A 15960-nucleotide genomic window follows, 5' to 3' on the forward strand; every position below is an offset into this window, starting at 1 on the left:
TCGCCTCACTGCCGAAACGGTCGTTGCAGATGAGCGGACAACCGCTGCGTAGCCAGGGCCAGCACCGCCACCAGCCCCAGGTAGAGCACGCAGATGGCGCTGAACATCTCCAGGGCGCGAAAATCCGTGGCGATGCGATCCACCGCGACGAAGGTCAGCTCGGCCAGGCCGATGGCCTGCAGGTAGGAAGAGTTCTTCAGCAGCGAGATGGCGGTGTTGAGCACCGCCGGCAAGGCGGTGCGCACGGCGATGGGCAAGGCGATCAGGCAGAAGAATTGCCAGGGCTGGAGATTCAGGGCCAGGCTCGCCTCGCGCATGCCCCGCTCCACCGTCGCCAGCCCGCCGCGCAGATTCTCGATCTGGTAGGCGCCGGCCCAGAGGGACAGGCAGACCACCCCGGACCAGAACAGCGACAGCCCCAGGCCCACCGCCGGCAGGCCGTAGAAGATGAAGAAGAGTTGCACCAGGATCGGCGTGTTGCGGATCACCTCGACATAGACGGCGGTGAGTTGCGCCAGCACCGGCACGCGAAACAGCCGAGCCGCCCCGCCGACGATGCCGATGGCCAGCGACAGTCCTATCGCCAGCAGCGAGACCTTGAGCGTCATCAGCAGGCCGTCGAGCAGCGCCGGCCACTGGGCCCAGAGATAGTCCAGATCGAAGTCCATCGCCGCGCTCCTAGTGGCGTTCCGCAGGCCGCGGCTGCTCGAACACGCTCAGGTAGTAGCTGCGGATGTTCTCCGGGACCAGGCGCTCCACCCAGGGGCGGAACAGGTGCTCCTCGTGCATGCGCGCCACGGCGGCGCTGAGGTAGTCACGCCATTCGGCCTCGTTCTTGCGCACCCCGATGGCGGCGTCGGAAATCTGGAAGGGCTCACCCACCAGGCGGACGCTTTCGTCATGGGCGGTCACCACCACCAGGGTGGCGGCGTCGTGGGTATAGGCATCGACCCGGCCCTGGCGAAAGGTCTGCAGGGCATCGGCGGCGCTGTTCATGCGCAGGGTCTTGATCTCCGGCTCGTGATCTTCGAACCACTTGGCCTGTACCGAGCCCTTGAGCGTGGCCAGGGTCTTGCCACGCAGGGCGGCGATGGAATCGATGCCGCTGTCCTTACGCACCAGCACATCGCTCGCGCCCCAGCGATAGGGAGTGGTGAAGTCGATCACCCGCTGCCGCTCCGGCGTCACCCCGAGGGTGGCGATCAACATGTCCACCTTGCGGCCGAGCAATTGCGGTACCCGATTCTCGGCGGTGACGCAGGTGAAGCTCACCTTGTCCCGCGAGCCCAATGCCCACTCGGCGATCTGCCGGGACATCTCCACTTCGACGCCGGCGAAGTCGCCATTGCTGTCCTGGTAGCCATAGGGTGGCTGGTCGCAACGCACCCCGGCGCGCAACGTACCGGCTTCGGTGAGGGCGGGCGGTACGGGGGGCAAGGTTGCAGCCTGTACCAGGCTGGCCAGACCCAGCGCCAGGACGGCACCGGTAAACGCGCGATACGACATGTTGCCTCCTAGAAAAGCGGTGACAGCCGCCGGGCTGGTGGCCGGCGGCAGGGCTACGAGGGCAGATCGAAGGGTGCAGCAGGGGTCGTCTGTGGCTGGCGTTCATTGCGCCTTGGGTCTTTTGTAAGACTTATGGCGTCATGCTGGCAAATGCCAATACGCTAGGCAGCCATACGGATCTGATATGGGGTGAGCGGATGAACATGAAACAGGTGGAAGCGTTTCGCGCGACGATGCTGTCTGGCTCCATGACCGCAGCCGCCGAGGCCCTGCATACCTCGCAACCCAACATCAGCCGGCTCATCGCCCAATTGGAGCGCAGCTGCGGTTTCCGGCTGTTCGAGCGTATCGCTGGACGCCTGCTGCCCACCGAGGAGGGCACGGCGCTGTTCCGCGACGTGGAGCGCGCCTTCGTCGGCCTGGGCAGCCTGCAAGCCTCGGCCCGCGCCATCGCCCAGGGCGGCACCGGACGGCTGCGCCTTGCCGCGGTGCCTTCGCTGTCGCTCACCCTGCTGCCGCGGGTGGTGCAACGCTTTCGCGAGCGGCACCCGCAGGTGGCCATCACCATCCACACCAGCGACTCCCCCACGGTGGCGCACTGGGCGGCCTCCCAGTTCTGCGACCTGGGCCTGGCCTCCTATGTGGGTGAGCAGCTACCCGGCGTGGCGGCGGAGTTGCTCAGCGACGTACCCGGGGTCTGCGTCTTCCCGCGCGGACATCGCCTGAGCCAACTCGGCGAGGTGACACCGGCCGACCTGGCCGGCGAGGAATTCATCTCGCTGGTGCCGGGCGACAGCACCCGTACGCGCATCGACCGCCATTTCCAGGAACCGGTCGAGCGGCGCCGACTGAACCTGGAGACGCCCTATGCCGCCACCATCTGCGCCATGGTCGGCCTGGGTCTGGGCGTCAGTATCGTCAGTCCGCTGGTGGCGTTGGATTACCTGCACGCCGGACTGGAAATGCGCCCTTTCCGGCCGGCGATCCGCTTCACCAGCTATCTGCTGCTAGCCGATCACCGCCCCGCAGGCACCCTCACTCTGGCCTTCGCCGCGGAGATCCGCGCCACCCTGCAGGAGGCCGTGCGGCAATGGCAATGACCGGAACTCCCGACACCGCTCCCACCTCGAATCGTTATCCACCCCTAGCCGCTGCGCAGGGTTCGTTAGCGTGATAACCGAGGTGTCTCGATGAATGTCAAAGAGCTGAATCAGCAGGTCAAGGCCGGTGCGGTGCAGGAAGTCAACCTGGTGTCCATGGAAGGCGGCTCCTACGTCATCCATGCGCTGGTGGAAGGGACCTCGGTGCCAGTCGCCGACGACAAGGGCGCGACCCTGCACGTGGCCTCGGTGGAGGAAGCCCGCCGTATCCTCGACGACGTCAAGGACGTGCGCCTGTTCATCGCCCAACCGGCGGTCTACGAGGAGATGGTGGGCCAACCCGAGACCCAGACCGATTCCCGCGAGGAGATCCCGCTGCGGTCGAAGGTGGAAAACCGCTGATCCATGGGAGAAATCCCGCACGCGCCCTGGACGCCAGCCCCATAACGCAGTGATAGCTTCACCGGCTCGCTGGGCAGCCTTTATCGCGAACCCGGCGATGACGAATTGTTATAATGTAACCATCCGTCATCGCCTGAGGTTCCTGCCATGTCCGACGCTCTGCCTATCCCTGGGCCATCCCGCTCCAACGAAGAGATCGCCAGTCTTGCCGGCGCCAAGGCCGCGCTCCACACCTGGGCCGCTACCGTCGCCACCCGCGACGTGGAAGCCATTCTCGCCCTCTATGCCCCCGATGCCATCCTGGTACCGACCCTGTCCAACGAGGTGCGGGATAGCGAGGACAGCCGTCGCGAGTATTTCCGTAATTTTCTCGCCAACGAAGGCATCGTCTGCGATGTGCTGATCTTCAAGAAAAGGGTCAGCAGCAAGCTCAGCACCGTGGTGGTCGGCGGTCTCTATGTCTTCCATTACCGCGAAGGCGACCGGGCGATCAGCGTCCCCGCACGCTTCCTCTTCACCTTCGAACAGATCGATGGCCGCTGGCTGATCACCGGTCACCATTCCTCCCGAGAAGCCTGATCCAGAGCGGTTGCATTTTGTAAAACTGCGGCCCTTGCCGAATGTGCCGCAGTTCTTAATCCTGTCTGGGTGACCCGGGCCCCTCTGACGGCATGTGCCGCCATGTCGAGTCATAGTCTTGAACTTGACTAAGGAGGGGCTCATGAACGCCCTGCATGCATTTTTCTTCGCCGACTTCCTCGGCACCGCCACCTGGATGTGGCTCACCTTCTTCGCCGTCGTCATCGCCCTGCTGGCCTTCGACCTGGGAGTGCTCCACAAGGAGAACAAGCCCATCGAGGTGAAGGAGAGCCTGCTGCTCTCCGCCGGCTACATCAGTGCGGGCCTCCTGTTTGCCCTCTTCGTCTGGCAACTCAAGGGCGCCGATGCCAGCCTCGACTACGTCACCGGCTTTCTCATCGAGAAGTCGCTGTCCATGGACAACGTCTTCCTGATGGCAGTGATCTTCGGCTTCTTCGCCATCCCCCGCGAATACCAGCACCGGGTGCTGTTCTGGGGCATCCTCGGGGTGATCGTGCTGCGGGCCATCATGATCGGCCTGGGCGCGGCCCTGATCCATCAGTTCGACTGGATCCTCTATATCTTCGGCGCCTTCCTGGTGGTCACCGGGGTCAAGATGCTGTTCGCCAAGGTGGATGAAGAGCCCAACCTCGACGACAACGTCTTCATCAAATTCCTGCGCAAGAAACTGCGCGTCACCGACGAGATGCACAACGAGCATTTCTTCGTGCGCAAGCCCGATGCCAGTGGCAAGACGGTGCTCTGGGTGACGCCTATGTTCCTCGCGCTGATCGTGATCGAGTGCGCCGACCTGGTGTTCGCGGTGGACAGCGTGCCGGCCATCTTCGCCATCACCCAGGATCCCTTCATCGTCTACACCTCGAACGTCTTCGCCATCCTCGGCCTGCGCGCGCTGTACTTCGCCCTGGCCGCAATGATCCATCGCTTCGCCTACTTGAAGTACGCCCTGGCGCTGGTCCTGGTGTTCATCGGCTGCAAGATCTTCCTGGTGGGCATCATCGGCAAAATCCCGCCGGCGATCTCCCTGAGCGTGACCCTGGGCCTGCTGGCCGGCGGCGTGCTGGTGTCGCTGTACAAGACCCGCGGCGAGGCCAAGGGCGCGGCTGCCGGTCATGAACCGCCCGATTCGCTGAACCGGCCTTCGTGATCAGGAGCAGACGACCATGACTACCAAAGCCATCCTCGGTCTCGCCAGCATCCTCCTGCTCCTCGGCCTCGGCGGCTGTGACAGCGCCGAGAAAGCCGCGGACAGCTTCGCCACCAAGGTGGAGGAAGCCGCTCGCGAGCAAGCCCGGGAAACCCTGGGCGGAACCCTCGACGAACTCAACAAGAAGGTCGACGAGGCCCAGAATCAGACCCGCGCCTGGTTGGATCAGCATAGGCCGAAGCAGGAAAAGGAAGAGGCAACCCCACCCCGGACCAACCGGTCGGTGGAGGGCGTCGAAGCCTGAGCCTTTGGCAGCCATGATCGTAGGTTGGGTTGAGACAGCTCCATCGTCGAAGCCCAACGGGAGTCGTGCCGAGGGGAAAGGCGTTGGGCTTCGCTGACGCTCGACCCAACCTACGGGGTTCATCCGGCGGGGATGATCGTAGGTTGAGTTGAGACGGCTCCATCGACGGAGCCCAACAGGATCCGTGCCGAGGTGAAAGGCGTTGGGCTTCGCTGACGCTCAACCCAACCTACGGAGTCCATCCGGCAGGGATGATCGTAGGTTGGGTTGAGACGGCTCCATCGTCGAAGCCCAACAGGCCCATACCAAAGCGAAAGCTGTTGGGCTTCGCTGCGCTCAGCCCAACCTACGGTGGTACTTGTGAACAGCCTGAGGCTCAGTACACCGCCAGGATCTCCTGCCGGTGTACCTTGCCTTCCACCGTTACCGCCACCTCATCGCCCTCTTCCCGCCCGAGCAATGCCTGTCCCAGGGGCGCGCGGGGCGAGATCACCAGCACCTCCTGGCCGTCCAGTCTGACCTTGAGTCCCGCCCCATCCGGCCCGAGGAACAGCCAGCGACTACCCGATGGCGTGGCCAATTCGATCAGGGCGCCGACGCGAATGCCGTCGTCCATCACGACCGGCGTCAACGCCCGGTAGGCTGCCAAGGCCAGTTCGATCTCGTGCAGGCGCCGCCGCTGGCCGTCGGCCAGATAGGCGGCTTCCAGGCCGCGGGTATCGTATTTGTTCTCGGCCTTGCTTTCGCTGTGGGTGGCCGCCTCGTGGCTGGCCGCCAGTTGCTGGCGAAGCACGTCGCGGTCCTGTTCCAAGGCCTGAAGGATGAGGGTGAGCAGTCGTGCTTTGTCCATGAAGCCATCGCCGGGGCAAAGGGTGCGAGCCTAAGGCCAAACTCTTCGCCCCGCCAGTCTGGGCGAAGCGTCTGTCCGCTGGCCAGAACCCGTGCGCGAGCCACCGGTCAGTAGAAGGCAAGATGTAACAGGATCAAACAGATGCGCACCCGTACCGGACTCACCCTGCTCGCTCGTAGCGGCTACGCCGCCCGTGGCCTCGTCTACCTGATCATCGGGGTGCTCGCCCTGCTCGCCGCCCGGGGCTCCGGTCAGCCGGCGGACAGCCACGACAGCCTGGAAGCCCTGCTCACCCAACCCTTCGGCCATTTCCTGGTCGGCCTGGTGGTGGTAGGCCTGGTGGCCTTCGCCGCCTGGCGCATCCTCCAGGCGCTACGCGACGTCGACGACCACGGTCGCAAGCCCAAGGGCCTGGTGATCCGCGCCGGCCTACTCGTGGGCGGTATCACCTACGGTGCCCTCGCCTTCTTCGCCCTCGGCCTGCTGGTCAGCGGCCTGCGCCAGAGCGGAGGCTCGGGCGGCAATACCAACGACTTCCTGCAACTGCTGCTCAGCTGGCGCTATTCCAACCTGCTGGTGTACGTCGCCGCACTCATCCCCCTGGGCGTGGGCCTGGCGCATTTCGTGAAGGGCTGGAAAGCCAGCTTCGAGCGCTATCTCGAAGCCAGTCCGGAACAACTCCGCGTCATCCGTCCCATCGGCCGCTTTGGTCTGATCGCCCGTGGCGTGGCCTTCGTCGAGATCGCCGTGTTGCTGATGATCAGTGGCTCGCGCTACCAGGCGCTGCATCCCCCAGGCATGAAGGATGCACTGAACGGCCTGCAGAACCTGCCCTTCGGCACCCTCATCCTGTCCGTGGTCGGCCTCGGACTGATCGCCTTCGCCCTCTACAGCTTCGCCGAAGCCTACTGGCGGCGTATCGAGATGGACCTGCCGGACGTCGGCGGCTCGTTGCGCCAGGTGCTGCCGCGGTAGGGCTCGTCTGAAAAATCGCCGAGCGAAGGCCAGCCAAGACGACAACGAGTAAGGAAGGGGACCGGGCTCGCGAACGAGTTCACGAGGGGTAAATGAGCCTTGCATGGGGCCACCTGGGCCGGCTGGCGATCCAGATGATTTCAAGGCAGCCTACCCTAGCGCCGGTACCTTTCAGCCGAAGCCTAGACCAGTGTCAGCCGCTCGCGCATGGCCTGCCAATGGCTACCCTCCCAGAACACCTTGTCGCACTGAGGGCAGTAGAGAAAATGCCGATGACGTTCCCGCACGCGCGGCGGTACGCGCTCGCTGACCTGCGCTAGATCTACTGCCTGGAGCCCTGAGTTGCAGGCCAGGCAACGGGAAAACGGCGCCGCCCAGGCCCGCAAGGCAAGGCGTTCATAGAGTTCGCGCAGTTGCGCCTCGGGCTGCAAGGCATGGACGTAACAGCCCAGGAGTACATTGCGCCGCTTGAGTAGCTCCCGGTCCCGGGTGAGCAGGATGCGTTCTTCGCGATTGGCCAGTTCGGCCAAGGCGGGATCGGCGTAGGCGTTGTCGTACAGGGTATCGAAGCCGGCCATGCGCAGTCGGCGTGCCAGGGCGCCCAGATGGGCATCGGCGACGAAGCGCGGCCGTCCTGCCGCCTGGTACTCACCTTGGATTCCAGCCTCAGCCGCCTGGGCGGGATGGACGACTACCTGGTCGCCATCAGCCAGGCGCTGCCTGAGCGTGGCGCTCTGATCATTGATCAGCAGGAGCCCCACTTCGGTATGGGGCACGCCGAGCGCCTCGATCTGATGCTTGGCACTCGCCACCGCCGCGCACTCGACCCAGATTGCCCGGCCGCGATGGGCCGGGGCCAGGAAGCGTTCGAGGGCACCGTGGAAACGAAAACTGGCCTGGGTCATGGCCTCACTATGCCAGGGGCCGCCCCAGGCCGGCGCCGGTTCCGATGGATGACCCTGGTCAGGCCTCCACCTGGCTCCACTGCTTGTTCAGGCGCTTATCCGAGACCGGCATCCGCGTACCCAACTGCTGGGCCCACAGCGAGACCCGGTATTCCTCCAGCATCCAGCGATAGAGTTCCAGGTTGGCGTCGCGCTTGCCCTCCTGGCCATGTTTGGCGGCGCGGGCGCGATACTGTTCCCAGAGCCCGGCCAGTTCGCCACTCCAGACGCGATCCCGCTGCACCTGGCCGCCGAGCTTGTCGAAGCGTTGTTCGATGGCCTTGAGGTAACGCGGATACTCCTTCAGCCACTCCAGCGGCGTAGCTCGGACGAAACCGGGATAGACCAGGCTGGCCAGTTGCGCCTTGATGTCGTTCAAGGCCACCGCCTGGGCCAGGTCGATGCGGCCCTTGAACTTCTTCTGCAGGCCATGCCAGAGCTTGAGGATCTCCAGGGTCAACCGCGCCAGGCGCTCGGCCTGCTCGGTCCAACCAGCCTTGCGCCGTTCGGCCAGGGAGGCCAGGCCAGCGCCATCCCGCGGCAGCTCGGACTCAGCGGCGAGGATGGCGGCGTCCAGGCTGGCCAGCAGGAGGTCTTCCACCAGGGCTTCCGGCCGGCCCAGCTCGCGGTGCAGCAGGCCCAACTCGGTGAGGCCGGGCAGCTTGCCGCGCAGGAACTTGGCCTGCTCCGCCAGTTGCTGCAGCAACAACCGTTGCAGGGCTCGCCGGTGCTGGTAGGTGGCCTCGGCCTGGGTGGCGAAGCGACCTTCGCGCACCGTGCCCTGCTCGTCCACCAGCGCCGGATAGACCGTCATCGACAGCCCGGCCACCTGCTGCTGGGTCTTGGCCGCCACCTGGGCGAAGGCCTTGGCCTCCACCGGGCGCTGCTCCTGGCGTTTCTGCGTTGGCAAGGCCAGCGCCGCCTGGCTTTCCTCGGTGAATCGCGCCGTCACCTCGGCCAGGTCGCGGCCTTCACCCAGGGGCTTGCCCTGGGCATCGACGACTTCGAGATTCATGCGCAGGTGGCGGTCGAGACCCGCCTCGGCTTCCGGCCAGGCCTCGTCGGGGATACGGGCGCCGGTCATGCGTTGTAGCTCGCGCCCCAAGGCCTCGTGCAGCGAGCCTTCGCCGAAGGGGATCTTGTCCAGCGCCGCGCGGACGAAATCCGGCACCGGCACGAAATTCTTGCGCAGCGCCTTGGGCAGGTTGCGCACCAGGGCCACGCAGCGGTCATAGAGCAGGCCCGGCACCAGCCAGTCCAGCCGCTGCGGCGGCAGCTGCGGCAGCAAGGGCGCCGGCACGCGCAGGGTGACACCATCGCGCGGATGGGTCGGGTCGAATTCGTAGGACAGCGGCAGCGTCAGCTCGCCCAGACGCAGGGTGTCGGGGTACTGGGCGGCGGTGACCTCGCTGGCCTCACGGGCGAGGACATCCTCCTCGCGCATGACCAGCAGGTCCGGCTGCTTGGCGCTCTCGCGGCGGTACCAGCTGTCGAAGGTGGCGGTCTGGTAGACGTCCGCCGGCAAGCGCGCGGCGTAGTAGTCGAACAGCGTCTCCTCGTCGGCGAGGATGTCGCGGCGGCGCGCCTTGGCTTCCAGCTCGTCCAGCCGCTCCAGCAGGGCGCGGTTGGCCGCTAGGCACTTGGCGCGGCTGTTGATCTCGCCGCGCACCAGGCCCTCGCGGATGAACAGCTCGCGGGCGGCGGGCGGATCTATGGGACCGAAGTGCACCGGACGGCGGCCGACCACGATCAGGCCATAGAGGGTGACCTGTTCATAGGCCACCACCTGGCCGCGCTTCTTCTCCCAATGGGGCTCCAGATGGGTCTTCTTGACCAGATGCCCGGCCACCGGCTCGATCCAGTCCGGCTCGATCTTGGCCACCATGCGGGCGAACAGCTTGGTGGTCTCCACCAGTTCGGCCGCCATGATCCAGGTGGGCTTCTTGCGGCCGATGACGCTGCTGGGATGGATCCAGAAGCGCCGTTGGCGGGCACCGAGGTAGTCGCCGTCCTCGCTCTTCTGGCCGATCTGGCTGAGCAGGCCGGCGAGAATGGCCTTGTGCAGGGCTGCATAGCCACGGGCACGTTGCGCCGCCTCGCTGGCCTCCGCCTGTTGCTGGGCCTTGGCATTGACTCTCTTGTCGGTGGTGAGCACCGGCTTGTCGCTGGCTACCGCGGCTGCCGGCTGGTCGGCCTCGGCCTTGCGCGCCTTGAGCCCGAGTTCGCGGCACAGCAGGGTCAGTTGGCGATGGGCGTCGCGCCACTCACGCAGCCGCAGGTAGTTGAGGAAATGCTTGCGGCACCAGCTGCGCAGGGCGTTGGAGCCCAGTGCCTGGCGCTGTTCTTCGAAGCCGTGCCAGAGATTGACCAGGGCGGCGAAGTCCGAATCCGGGTCTTTCCACTGGGCGTGGGCCTGGTCGGCCTGGGTCTGGCGATCCGCTGGCCGCTCGCGCGGGTCCTGCACCGACAGGGCACTGGTGACGATCAGCACCTCGGCCAGACTGCCCTGCTCCGTGGCCTCCAGCAGCATGCGCCCCAGGCGCGGATCGATGGGTAGCCGCGCCAGTTGCCGGCCCAGCGGCAGCAGCCGACCCTCGACGTCCACCGCCGAGAGCTCCTGCAACAGGGTGAAGCCGTCCTTGATCGCCTTGCCATCCGGCGGCTCGATGAAGGGGAAATCCTCGATCCGGCCTAGGCGCAGATGCAGCATCTGCAGGATCACCGCCGCCAAGTTGGTGCGCAGGATCTCCGGATCGGTGAAGGTCGGCCGGCCGAGGAAGTCTTCTTCGCTGTAGAGGCGGATGCAGATGCCCGGCTCAACCCGGCCGCAACGGCCCTTGCGCTGGTTGGCACTGGCCTGGGAAATGGCTTCGATGGGCAGCCGCTGGACCTTGGCTCTATAGCTGTAGCGACTGATGCGCGCCGTGCCGCTGTCGATCACGTAGCGGATACCCGGTACGGTCAGCGAGGTCTCGGCGACGTTGGTGGCCAGCACGATCTTGCGCCCGGGGCGCGGCTGGAAGATCTTCTGCTGCTCGGCCGGGGTCAGCCGCGCATAGAGCGGCAACACCTCGGTGAATTTCAGCTGGGCCTTGCGCAGCACCTCGGCGCAATCGCGGATCTCGCGCTCGCCCGGCAGGAATACCAGCACATCGCCCGGACGCTGGCCGACGCTGCGCTCGTGGGCCTCGATCTCGTCCAGGGCCTGGAGGATACCCTGGTCCACCGAGAGGTCGTCCACCAGGCGCTCGCCGTCTTCGTCCACCTCCGAGCTGAGGGGGCGGTACCAGGTCTCCACCGGATAGGTACGGCCGGACACCTCGACGATGGGCGCGCCGTCGAAGTGCTTGGAGAAACGCTCCAGGTCGATGGTCGCCGAGGTGATGATCAGCTTGAGATCGGGCCGGCGCGGCAGCAGGGTCTTGAGGAAGCCCAGCAGGAAATCGATGTTGAGACTGCGTTCGTGGGCCTCGTCGACGATGATCGTGTCGTAGCGTTCGAGGAAGCGGTCGTGCTGGGTCTCGGCCAGCAGAATGCCGTCGGTCATCAGCTTGATCAGGCTGGCGTCGGTGCTCTGGTCCTCGAAGCGCACCTGGTAGCCCACCAGCTCGCCCAGCGGCGATGCCAGCTCCTCGGCCACCCGGGCGGCCACGCTGCGCGCCGCCAGACGCCGCGGCTGGGTGTGGCCGATCAGGCCGCGCACACCTCTGCCCAGTTCCAGACAGATCTTCGGCAGCTGGGTGGTCTTGCCCGAACCGGTCTCACCGGCGATCACCACCACCTGATGCCCGGCGATGGCGCGCTTGATCTCCTCGCGTTTGGCGGCGATGGGCAGGGCGTCATCGTAGCGGATGGTCGGCACGCTGGCACGCCGTGCCTCGACCTTGGCGCAGGAGGCCTGGAACCGCTCCAGCCACTGGGCTTCACGGGCCGGGTCGGGTTGCTTCTGCAAGGCCTGGAGCTGGCGTCTCAGGCGATGGCGGTCGGCGTTGAAGGCCTGATCCAGGTTGGCGGCAAGACGGGCAACGGAGGGGGTATCGGTCATGAAACTCTTTCGACGGCGGTCGCTTGGACCGGTAAGTGTAAAAGAGTTGGGGGGTGCGGCGGGGCTTTACAAGAAGATGGCGGGGAAAAGAAGCGAGGAAAGCGCCCCGGCGCGACGGACGTCGCGCAGGGGCTGCCAGGGGTCAGCGCTTGGCCTGGGCGCTGGCCATATTCAACTTGGCGGGCGGCGTACGCAGGGCCATGTCCAGAGACTGCAGGGCCTTCCAGGCGTCCTGCTGCAGGTCGGCCGGGTCGGCGTGATCGAACTTGATCTTGTCCGCCGCCGCCGGCAACGGCGGGCGGGTACCGTAGATCAGCGCATAGAACACCGAAGCGGTCAGGTAGGTGCCGGTGAAGGACGGATGGCTGCCATCGGGCAGGAACAGCCCAGGTGCCGGCTGCTCGGCCAGGGCCTTCTGCCAGGCCTGGCCCACGGGCGCCAGCAGCGCGCCAGTTTCCTTGGCCAGGGGGGTGTAGACGCTGTCCAGCTGCGCCTGCATGGTGGGGTTGTTCTGCCGCGCCCAGGTCAGGTAGAGGATCGGCTGGGCGCCATCCTGGCGGGCCAGGTCAGCGATCAGGCGTACGTACTGGCGGGTGAGGTCGGGATTCTTCACCGGCATCATGCTGTGGTCCTGGATCACCACGTAGTCGTACTTGGCCTTGGCCAGTTCGTCCTGTACGTCGTGGCGTTTCCAGTGCTCCTCGAGGCTGGCACCGCTGAAGGTCACGTGCTTGACGTCCAGCGGGCGCGGCTGACCGGCATCGACGGACATTTGACGGACCATGGCCGGCAGGTCGTTGACGAAGGTGTAGCTGTTGCCCACGAACAGGACGCGGATGGGTTCACCGGCCTGCGCCTGGCCAAGCACGGTGGAGCCCAGCAGCAAGAGACCCAGCAAGGCCTGGCGTACGCGAATTCGCATGGTGTGTCCTCGAGAAGAGAGGTCGGAGGTCATGACGGCAAAATGCCGCCTGCGGTTTATACCCGAACCTCTTGCGAAAACCATGCTTGGTGAAGGGCCGTGCCGCTACCAGTCGACGAGAGGTAGCGGTACGGGGGACGTGCAGGCGCTCTGTTACGCCTTCTTGAGTTCGGCGTCACGCAGTTCGCGCCGCAGGATCTTGCCGACGTTGGTGGTCGGCAGGCTGTCGCGGAATTCCACCAGCTTGGGTCGCTTGTAGCCGGTGACATGGTCATGCATGTGCTTGAGCACCTGCTCGGTGGTCAGGGACGCACCGGGCTTGGGCACCACGAACACCTTGATCTTCTCCCCCGCGACCTCGTCGGGGAGGCCGATGGCCGCGCACTGCAGCACCCCGGGCAGCTGGGAGAGCACCTCTTCCAGTTCGTTGGGATAGACGTTGAAACCGGACACCAGGATCATGTCCTTCTTGCGGTCGACGATGCGCAGGTAGCCATCCGGCTCGATCAAGGCGATGTCGCCGGTGCGCAGCCAACCCTCGGCATCCAGCACCTCGGCGGTGGCTTCAGGTCTCAGCCAGTAACCCTTCATCACCTGGGGACCCTTGACGCAGAGTTCACCGGGGGTATCGAAGCCCAGGGCCACGCCGTCGGCGTCCACCACCTTGCAATCGGTGCCCGGTACCGGTACGCCGATGGTGCCCAGCCGGCGCCGCTCCAGCGGATTGAAACTCACCACCGGACTGGTCTCGGTCATGCCGTAGCCTTCGCAGATGCCACAGCCGGTCACCTCTTCCCAGCGCAGGGCCACGGATTGCTGCAAGGCCATGCCACCGGAGAAGGTCACCTTGAGCTGAGAGAAATCCAGCTGGCGGAATTCCTCGTTGTTGCACAGGGCGGCGAACAGGGTATTGAGGCCGACGAAGCCGTTGAAGCGCCACTGCTTGAGTTCCTTGACCAGCGCCGGCAGGTCGCGCGGATTGGTGATCAGGACATTGTGGTTGCCCTGGATCAGCATGGCCATGCAGTGAATGGTGAAGGCATAGATGTGATAGAGCGGCAGCGGCGCGATCATCACCTGGGCGCCATCGCCCAAGTACTTGGTCATCAGCACCTGGCACTGCAGCATGTTGGCCACCAGGTTGCGGTGGGTCAGCATGGCGCCCTTGGCGATGCCGGTGGTGCCGCCGGTGTACTGCAGCACGGCGACGTCCTCCCCCGCCGGATCGGCATCGACGAAATCGACGTGCTCGCCCTTGGTCATGGCATCGACGAAGCGGATGGAATGGGGAATGCGATAGGCCGGCACCATCTTCTTCACGTGGCGCACCACGGCATTGACCAGCAGCCGCTTGAAGGTCGGCAGCAGGTCGCCGACCTCGGTGACGATGACGTGGCGGATGTCGGTCTGTGGCAGCACCTGTTCGGCCAAATGCGCCATGTTGGCCAGGCAGACCAGCGCCCGGGCGCCGGAATCCTTGAACTGGTGCTGCATCTCGCGGGCGGTGTAGAGCGGGTTGGTGTTGACCACCACCAGGCCGGCGCGCATGGCGCCGAAGACCACCACCGGATACTGCAGGACATTGGGCATCTGCACGGCGATGCGATCGCCCGGTTGCAGGTCGGTATGCTTTTGCAGGTAGGCGGCGAACTGGCCGGATAGCGCATAGAGCTCGCGGTAGCTCAGGGTCCGGCCCAGGTTGCTGAAGGCCGGACGGTCGGCGAAGGTCTGGCAGGCCTCGCGAAATACCGCCAGGACGTTGCGATAGCGTCCCGGGTCTATGTCTGTCTGGATGCCCTCAGGATATTTGTCACTCCAGAAATTCGGCATCATGCAGCCCGCTCCTGCTCTTGGTTATTGTTCGTGGGAGAGTGCCGTGATCAGCAGTGAACCGGCCCTGCGAGCCTAGCAGCTTTGCCTTGCCCGCAACAGCATCAATATGCGCCCTTAACGTCATCTTATGACCGTATGGTCGATCTCGGTCATCCTATCTGTAGGCTTTTCCCCGAGCCGATTAGCCTCGGGCCCTGAGCCTGGGTAGAATGCCCGGCTTCGCGGCGTCTGCCGCCCTTTCACAGCTGCCGGAGCGCGTCATGAGCCTGACCGAAAACATCCCTTATGAAGCCCTGGAGATCGGCCAGAAGGTGTCCGTGACCCGCACCATCGAGCAGCGCGACGTCCTGTTGTTCGCGGCCGTCTCCGGCGACTGCAATCCGCTGCACCTGGATGCCGAATTCGCCGCCAAGACCCTGTTTCGCGAGCCCATCGCCCACGGCATGCTCAGTGGCGCCCTGATCAGCGCGGCGGTGGCCTGCAATCTGCCCGGCCCGGGCACCCTCTACGTCGACCAGACCATGACCTTCGAGAAGCCGGTCAAGCTGGGCGATACCCTGACGGTGGAAATCGAGGTGTTGGAAAAGCTGCCGAAATTCCGCGTCAACCTGGCCACCCGGGTGTTCAACCAGCATGGCGACAAGGTCGTGGACGGCGTGGCCAAGGTGGTCGCACCGCGCAAGGCGGTGCAGGTCCAGCAGGTGGAGCTGCCCCCCGTCACCGTCGGCTGAGACGCCCTTCTCCGCCTCAGCTCAGGTCGGCGAGGCCGCGCTGCAGCGGGGCCTGCAGGCTGAAGTCACTGAAGGCCACCTCCATGCCGCCGCGCTCGGGGGTCCCGCACACCGGACCGACCCGATATTCCGCCGCCGCCGGCACACTGGCCAGCCGCAACAGCGGCCAGCGCTGGCCATCGAGCGACGCCTGCACGCGCAGGGTGCCCTGGGTCAGGGTGATCCTCAGCCAGACCTCTTCCCGTTCGCCCAGCGGCGCACCCAGGGCCAGGTCGGAACGGCCCAGGGTCAGGACGCTCAGCAATTGCGGGGTGTCGTCGAAATAGCCGATGCCGGCGCGCAGCCAGTGCTGATCGTCGATCCGCACCATCAGCCCGGCATGATCGCCCTGGTTCTTGCAGCGCGCGGCGACCCGCACCTGGGCGGTGAAGCCGCTGGTGACCCGGGCGCCGAAGAAATGGCCGCTGTGGCGTTCGCCACCGTCATGGGTCTGGCGCCAGAAGTCACTGTGGCGATCGGTGATGACCCGCAACCGGTCGGCCTCGGCCAGCCAGGTTTCGGGTTCGTTGAGCCAGTGGCAGATGTCGAACATGGGGCTCTC

At 65.5% G+C, this 15960-nt stretch carries 15 protein-coding genes; 7 read left to right on the top strand and 8 right to left on the bottom strand.

The genetic code is table 11. The annotated features are described in order from the left end of the window. Positions 1-5: 5 nt before the first annotated feature. Both ACYJP6_RS14050 and ACYJP6_RS14055 read right to left on the bottom strand, forming a co-directional pair. On the bottom strand, positions 6-668 hold the full coding sequence (locus ACYJP6_RS14050) for an amino acid ABC transporter permease (protein WP_459475619.1): 663 nt from the start codon (positions 666-668) through the stop codon (positions 6-8). A 10-nt stretch (positions 669-678) separates the two neighbouring features. After that, entirely contained in the window at positions 679-1506 is an 828-nt protein-coding gene (locus tag ACYJP6_RS14055; RefSeq protein WP_459475620.1) for a transporter substrate-binding domain-containing protein, read from the bottom strand. Positions 1507-1703: 197 nt separating this feature from the next. Here ACYJP6_RS14055 and ACYJP6_RS14060 point away from each other — a divergent pair, with 197 nt between their 5' ends. From ACYJP6_RS14060 to ACYJP6_RS14080, 5 genes are all read left to right on the top strand, one after another. Then, on the top strand, positions 1704-2606 hold the full coding sequence (locus ACYJP6_RS14060; protein ID WP_459475621.1) for a LysR substrate-binding domain-containing protein: 903 nt from the start codon (positions 1704-1706) through the stop codon (positions 2604-2606). 90 nt (positions 2607-2696) lie between these two features. Next, the gene (locus ACYJP6_RS14065; RefSeq protein ID WP_140215453.1) at positions 2697-3008 is read left to right on the top strand and encodes a DUF6482 family protein; all 312 of its coding nucleotides are present in this window, start codon (positions 2697-2699) and stop codon (positions 3006-3008) included. 147 nt (positions 3009-3155) lie between these two features. Beyond that, a complete protein-coding gene (locus ACYJP6_RS14070) occupies positions 3156-3587 on the top strand; it encodes a DUF4440 domain-containing protein (protein WP_459475622.1) in 432 nt (143 codons plus the stop codon). A gap of 142 nt (positions 3588-3729) precedes the next feature. Further along, positions 3730-4755, top strand: a complete 1026-nt coding sequence (locus ACYJP6_RS14075; protein ID WP_459475623.1) for a TerC family protein — start codon at positions 3730-3732, stop codon at positions 4753-4755. A 16-nt stretch (positions 4756-4771) separates the two neighbouring features. After that, a complete protein-coding gene (locus ACYJP6_RS14080) occupies positions 4772-5059 on the top strand; it encodes a hypothetical protein (protein ID WP_459475624.1) in 288 nt (95 codons plus the stop codon). A 376-nt stretch (positions 5060-5435) separates the two neighbouring features. On the opposite strand, the gene ACYJP6_RS14085 is transcribed toward ACYJP6_RS14080, so the two are convergent. Further along, positions 5436-5909: a GreA/GreB family elongation factor gene (locus ACYJP6_RS14085; RefSeq protein ID WP_459475625.1), complete on the bottom strand. Its 474-nt coding sequence runs from the start codon at positions 5907-5909 to the stop codon at positions 5436-5438. 141 nt (positions 5910-6050) lie between these two features. Between ACYJP6_RS14085 and ACYJP6_RS14090 the strand changes: the two genes are divergently transcribed. After that, entirely contained in the window at positions 6051-6884 is an 834-nt protein-coding gene (locus ACYJP6_RS14090; protein WP_459475626.1) for a DUF1206 domain-containing protein, read from the top strand. A 182-nt stretch (positions 6885-7066) separates the two neighbouring features. On the opposite strand, the gene ACYJP6_RS14095 is transcribed toward ACYJP6_RS14090, so the two are convergent. The 4 genes from ACYJP6_RS14095 to ACYJP6_RS14110 all read right to left on the bottom strand — a co-directional run bounded on the left by ACYJP6_RS14095 (position 7067) and on the right by ACYJP6_RS14110 (position 14628). Continuing rightward, positions 7067-7789 carry a Mut7-C RNAse domain-containing protein gene (locus ACYJP6_RS14095; RefSeq protein WP_459475627.1) on the bottom strand — a complete coding sequence of 241 codons (723 nt, stop codon included), beginning with the start codon at positions 7787-7789 and terminating at the stop codon, positions 7067-7069. Between the two features lie 58 nt (positions 7790-7847). Beyond that, positions 7848-11873, bottom strand: a complete 4026-nt coding sequence (gene hrpA / locus ACYJP6_RS14100; RefSeq protein ID WP_459475629.1) for an ATP-dependent RNA helicase HrpA — start codon at positions 11871-11873, stop codon at positions 7848-7850. Positions 11874-12015: 142 nt separating this feature from the next. Beyond that, positions 12016-12795, bottom strand: a complete 780-nt coding sequence (locus tag ACYJP6_RS14105; protein WP_459475630.1) for an SGNH/GDSL hydrolase family protein — start codon at positions 12793-12795, stop codon at positions 12016-12018. 153 nt (positions 12796-12948) lie between these two features. Then, complete coding sequence (locus tag ACYJP6_RS14110; RefSeq protein WP_459475631.1) at positions 12949-14628, bottom strand: AMP-binding protein; 1680 nt, start codon at positions 14626-14628, stop codon at positions 12949-12951. A 260-nt stretch (positions 14629-14888) separates the two neighbouring features. On the opposite strand from ACYJP6_RS14110, the gene ACYJP6_RS14115 reads away from it, so the two are divergent. Beyond that, positions 14889-15359: a MaoC family dehydratase gene (locus ACYJP6_RS14115; protein WP_459475632.1), complete on the top strand. Its 471-nt coding sequence runs from the start codon at positions 14889-14891 to the stop codon at positions 15357-15359. 16 nt (positions 15360-15375) lie between these two features. On the opposite strand, the gene ACYJP6_RS14120 is transcribed toward ACYJP6_RS14115, so the two are convergent. Beyond that, positions 15376-15951: a DUF1349 domain-containing protein gene (locus tag ACYJP6_RS14120; RefSeq protein ID WP_459475634.1), complete on the bottom strand. Its 576-nt coding sequence runs from the start codon at positions 15949-15951 to the stop codon at positions 15376-15378. Positions 15952-15960: the final 9 nt, after the last annotated feature.

It is taken from the genome of Pseudomonas sp. No.117 (assembly GCF_054558395.1).

Excerpts from the sequence above, each read along its gene's own strand:
- ACYJP6_RS14050 (WP_459475619.1), bottom strand. The coding sequence starts at position 668 with ATGGACTTCGATCTGGACTATCTCTGGGCCCAGTGGCCGGCGCTGCTC.
- ACYJP6_RS14055 (WP_459475620.1), bottom strand. The coding sequence starts at position 1,506 with ATGTCGTATCGCGCGTTTACCGGTGCCGTCCTGGCGCTGGGTCTGGCC.
- ACYJP6_RS14060 (WP_459475621.1), top strand. The coding sequence starts at position 1,704 with ATGAACATGAAACAGGTGGAAGCGTTTCGCGCGACGATGCTGTCTGGC.
- ACYJP6_RS14065 (WP_140215453.1), top strand. The coding sequence starts at position 2,697 with ATGAATGTCAAAGAGCTGAATCAGCAGGTCAAGGCCGGTGCGGTGCAG.
- ACYJP6_RS14070 (WP_459475622.1), top strand. The coding sequence starts at position 3,156 with ATGTCCGACGCTCTGCCTATCCCTGGGCCATCCCGCTCCAACGAAGAG.
- ACYJP6_RS14075 (WP_459475623.1), top strand. The coding sequence starts at position 3,730 with ATGAACGCCCTGCATGCATTTTTCTTCGCCGACTTCCTCGGCACCGCC.
- ACYJP6_RS14080 (WP_459475624.1), top strand. The coding sequence starts at position 4,772 with ATGACTACCAAAGCCATCCTCGGTCTCGCCAGCATCCTCCTGCTCCTC.
- ACYJP6_RS14085 (WP_459475625.1), bottom strand. The coding sequence starts at position 5,909 with ATGGACAAAGCACGACTGCTCACCCTCATCCTTCAGGCCTTGGAACAG.
- ACYJP6_RS14090 (WP_459475626.1), top strand. The coding sequence starts at position 6,051 with ATGCGCACCCGTACCGGACTCACCCTGCTCGCTCGTAGCGGCTACGCC.
- ACYJP6_RS14095 (WP_459475627.1), bottom strand. The coding sequence starts at position 7,789 with ATGACCCAGGCCAGTTTTCGTTTCCACGGTGCCCTCGAACGCTTCCTG.
- hrpA (WP_459475629.1), bottom strand. The coding sequence starts at position 11,873 with ATGACCGATACCCCCTCCGTTGCCCGTCTTGCCGCCAACCTGGATCAG.
- ACYJP6_RS14105 (WP_459475630.1), bottom strand. The coding sequence starts at position 12,795 with ATGCGAATTCGCGTACGCCAGGCCTTGCTGGGTCTCTTGCTGCTGGGC.
- ACYJP6_RS14110 (WP_459475631.1), bottom strand. The coding sequence starts at position 14,628 with ATGATGCCGAATTTCTGGAGTGACAAATATCCTGAGGGCATCCAGACA.
- ACYJP6_RS14115 (WP_459475632.1), top strand. The coding sequence starts at position 14,889 with ATGAGCCTGACCGAAAACATCCCTTATGAAGCCCTGGAGATCGGCCAG.
- ACYJP6_RS14120 (WP_459475634.1), bottom strand. The coding sequence starts at position 15,951 with ATGTTCGACATCTGCCACTGGCTCAACGAACCCGAAACCTGGCTGGCC.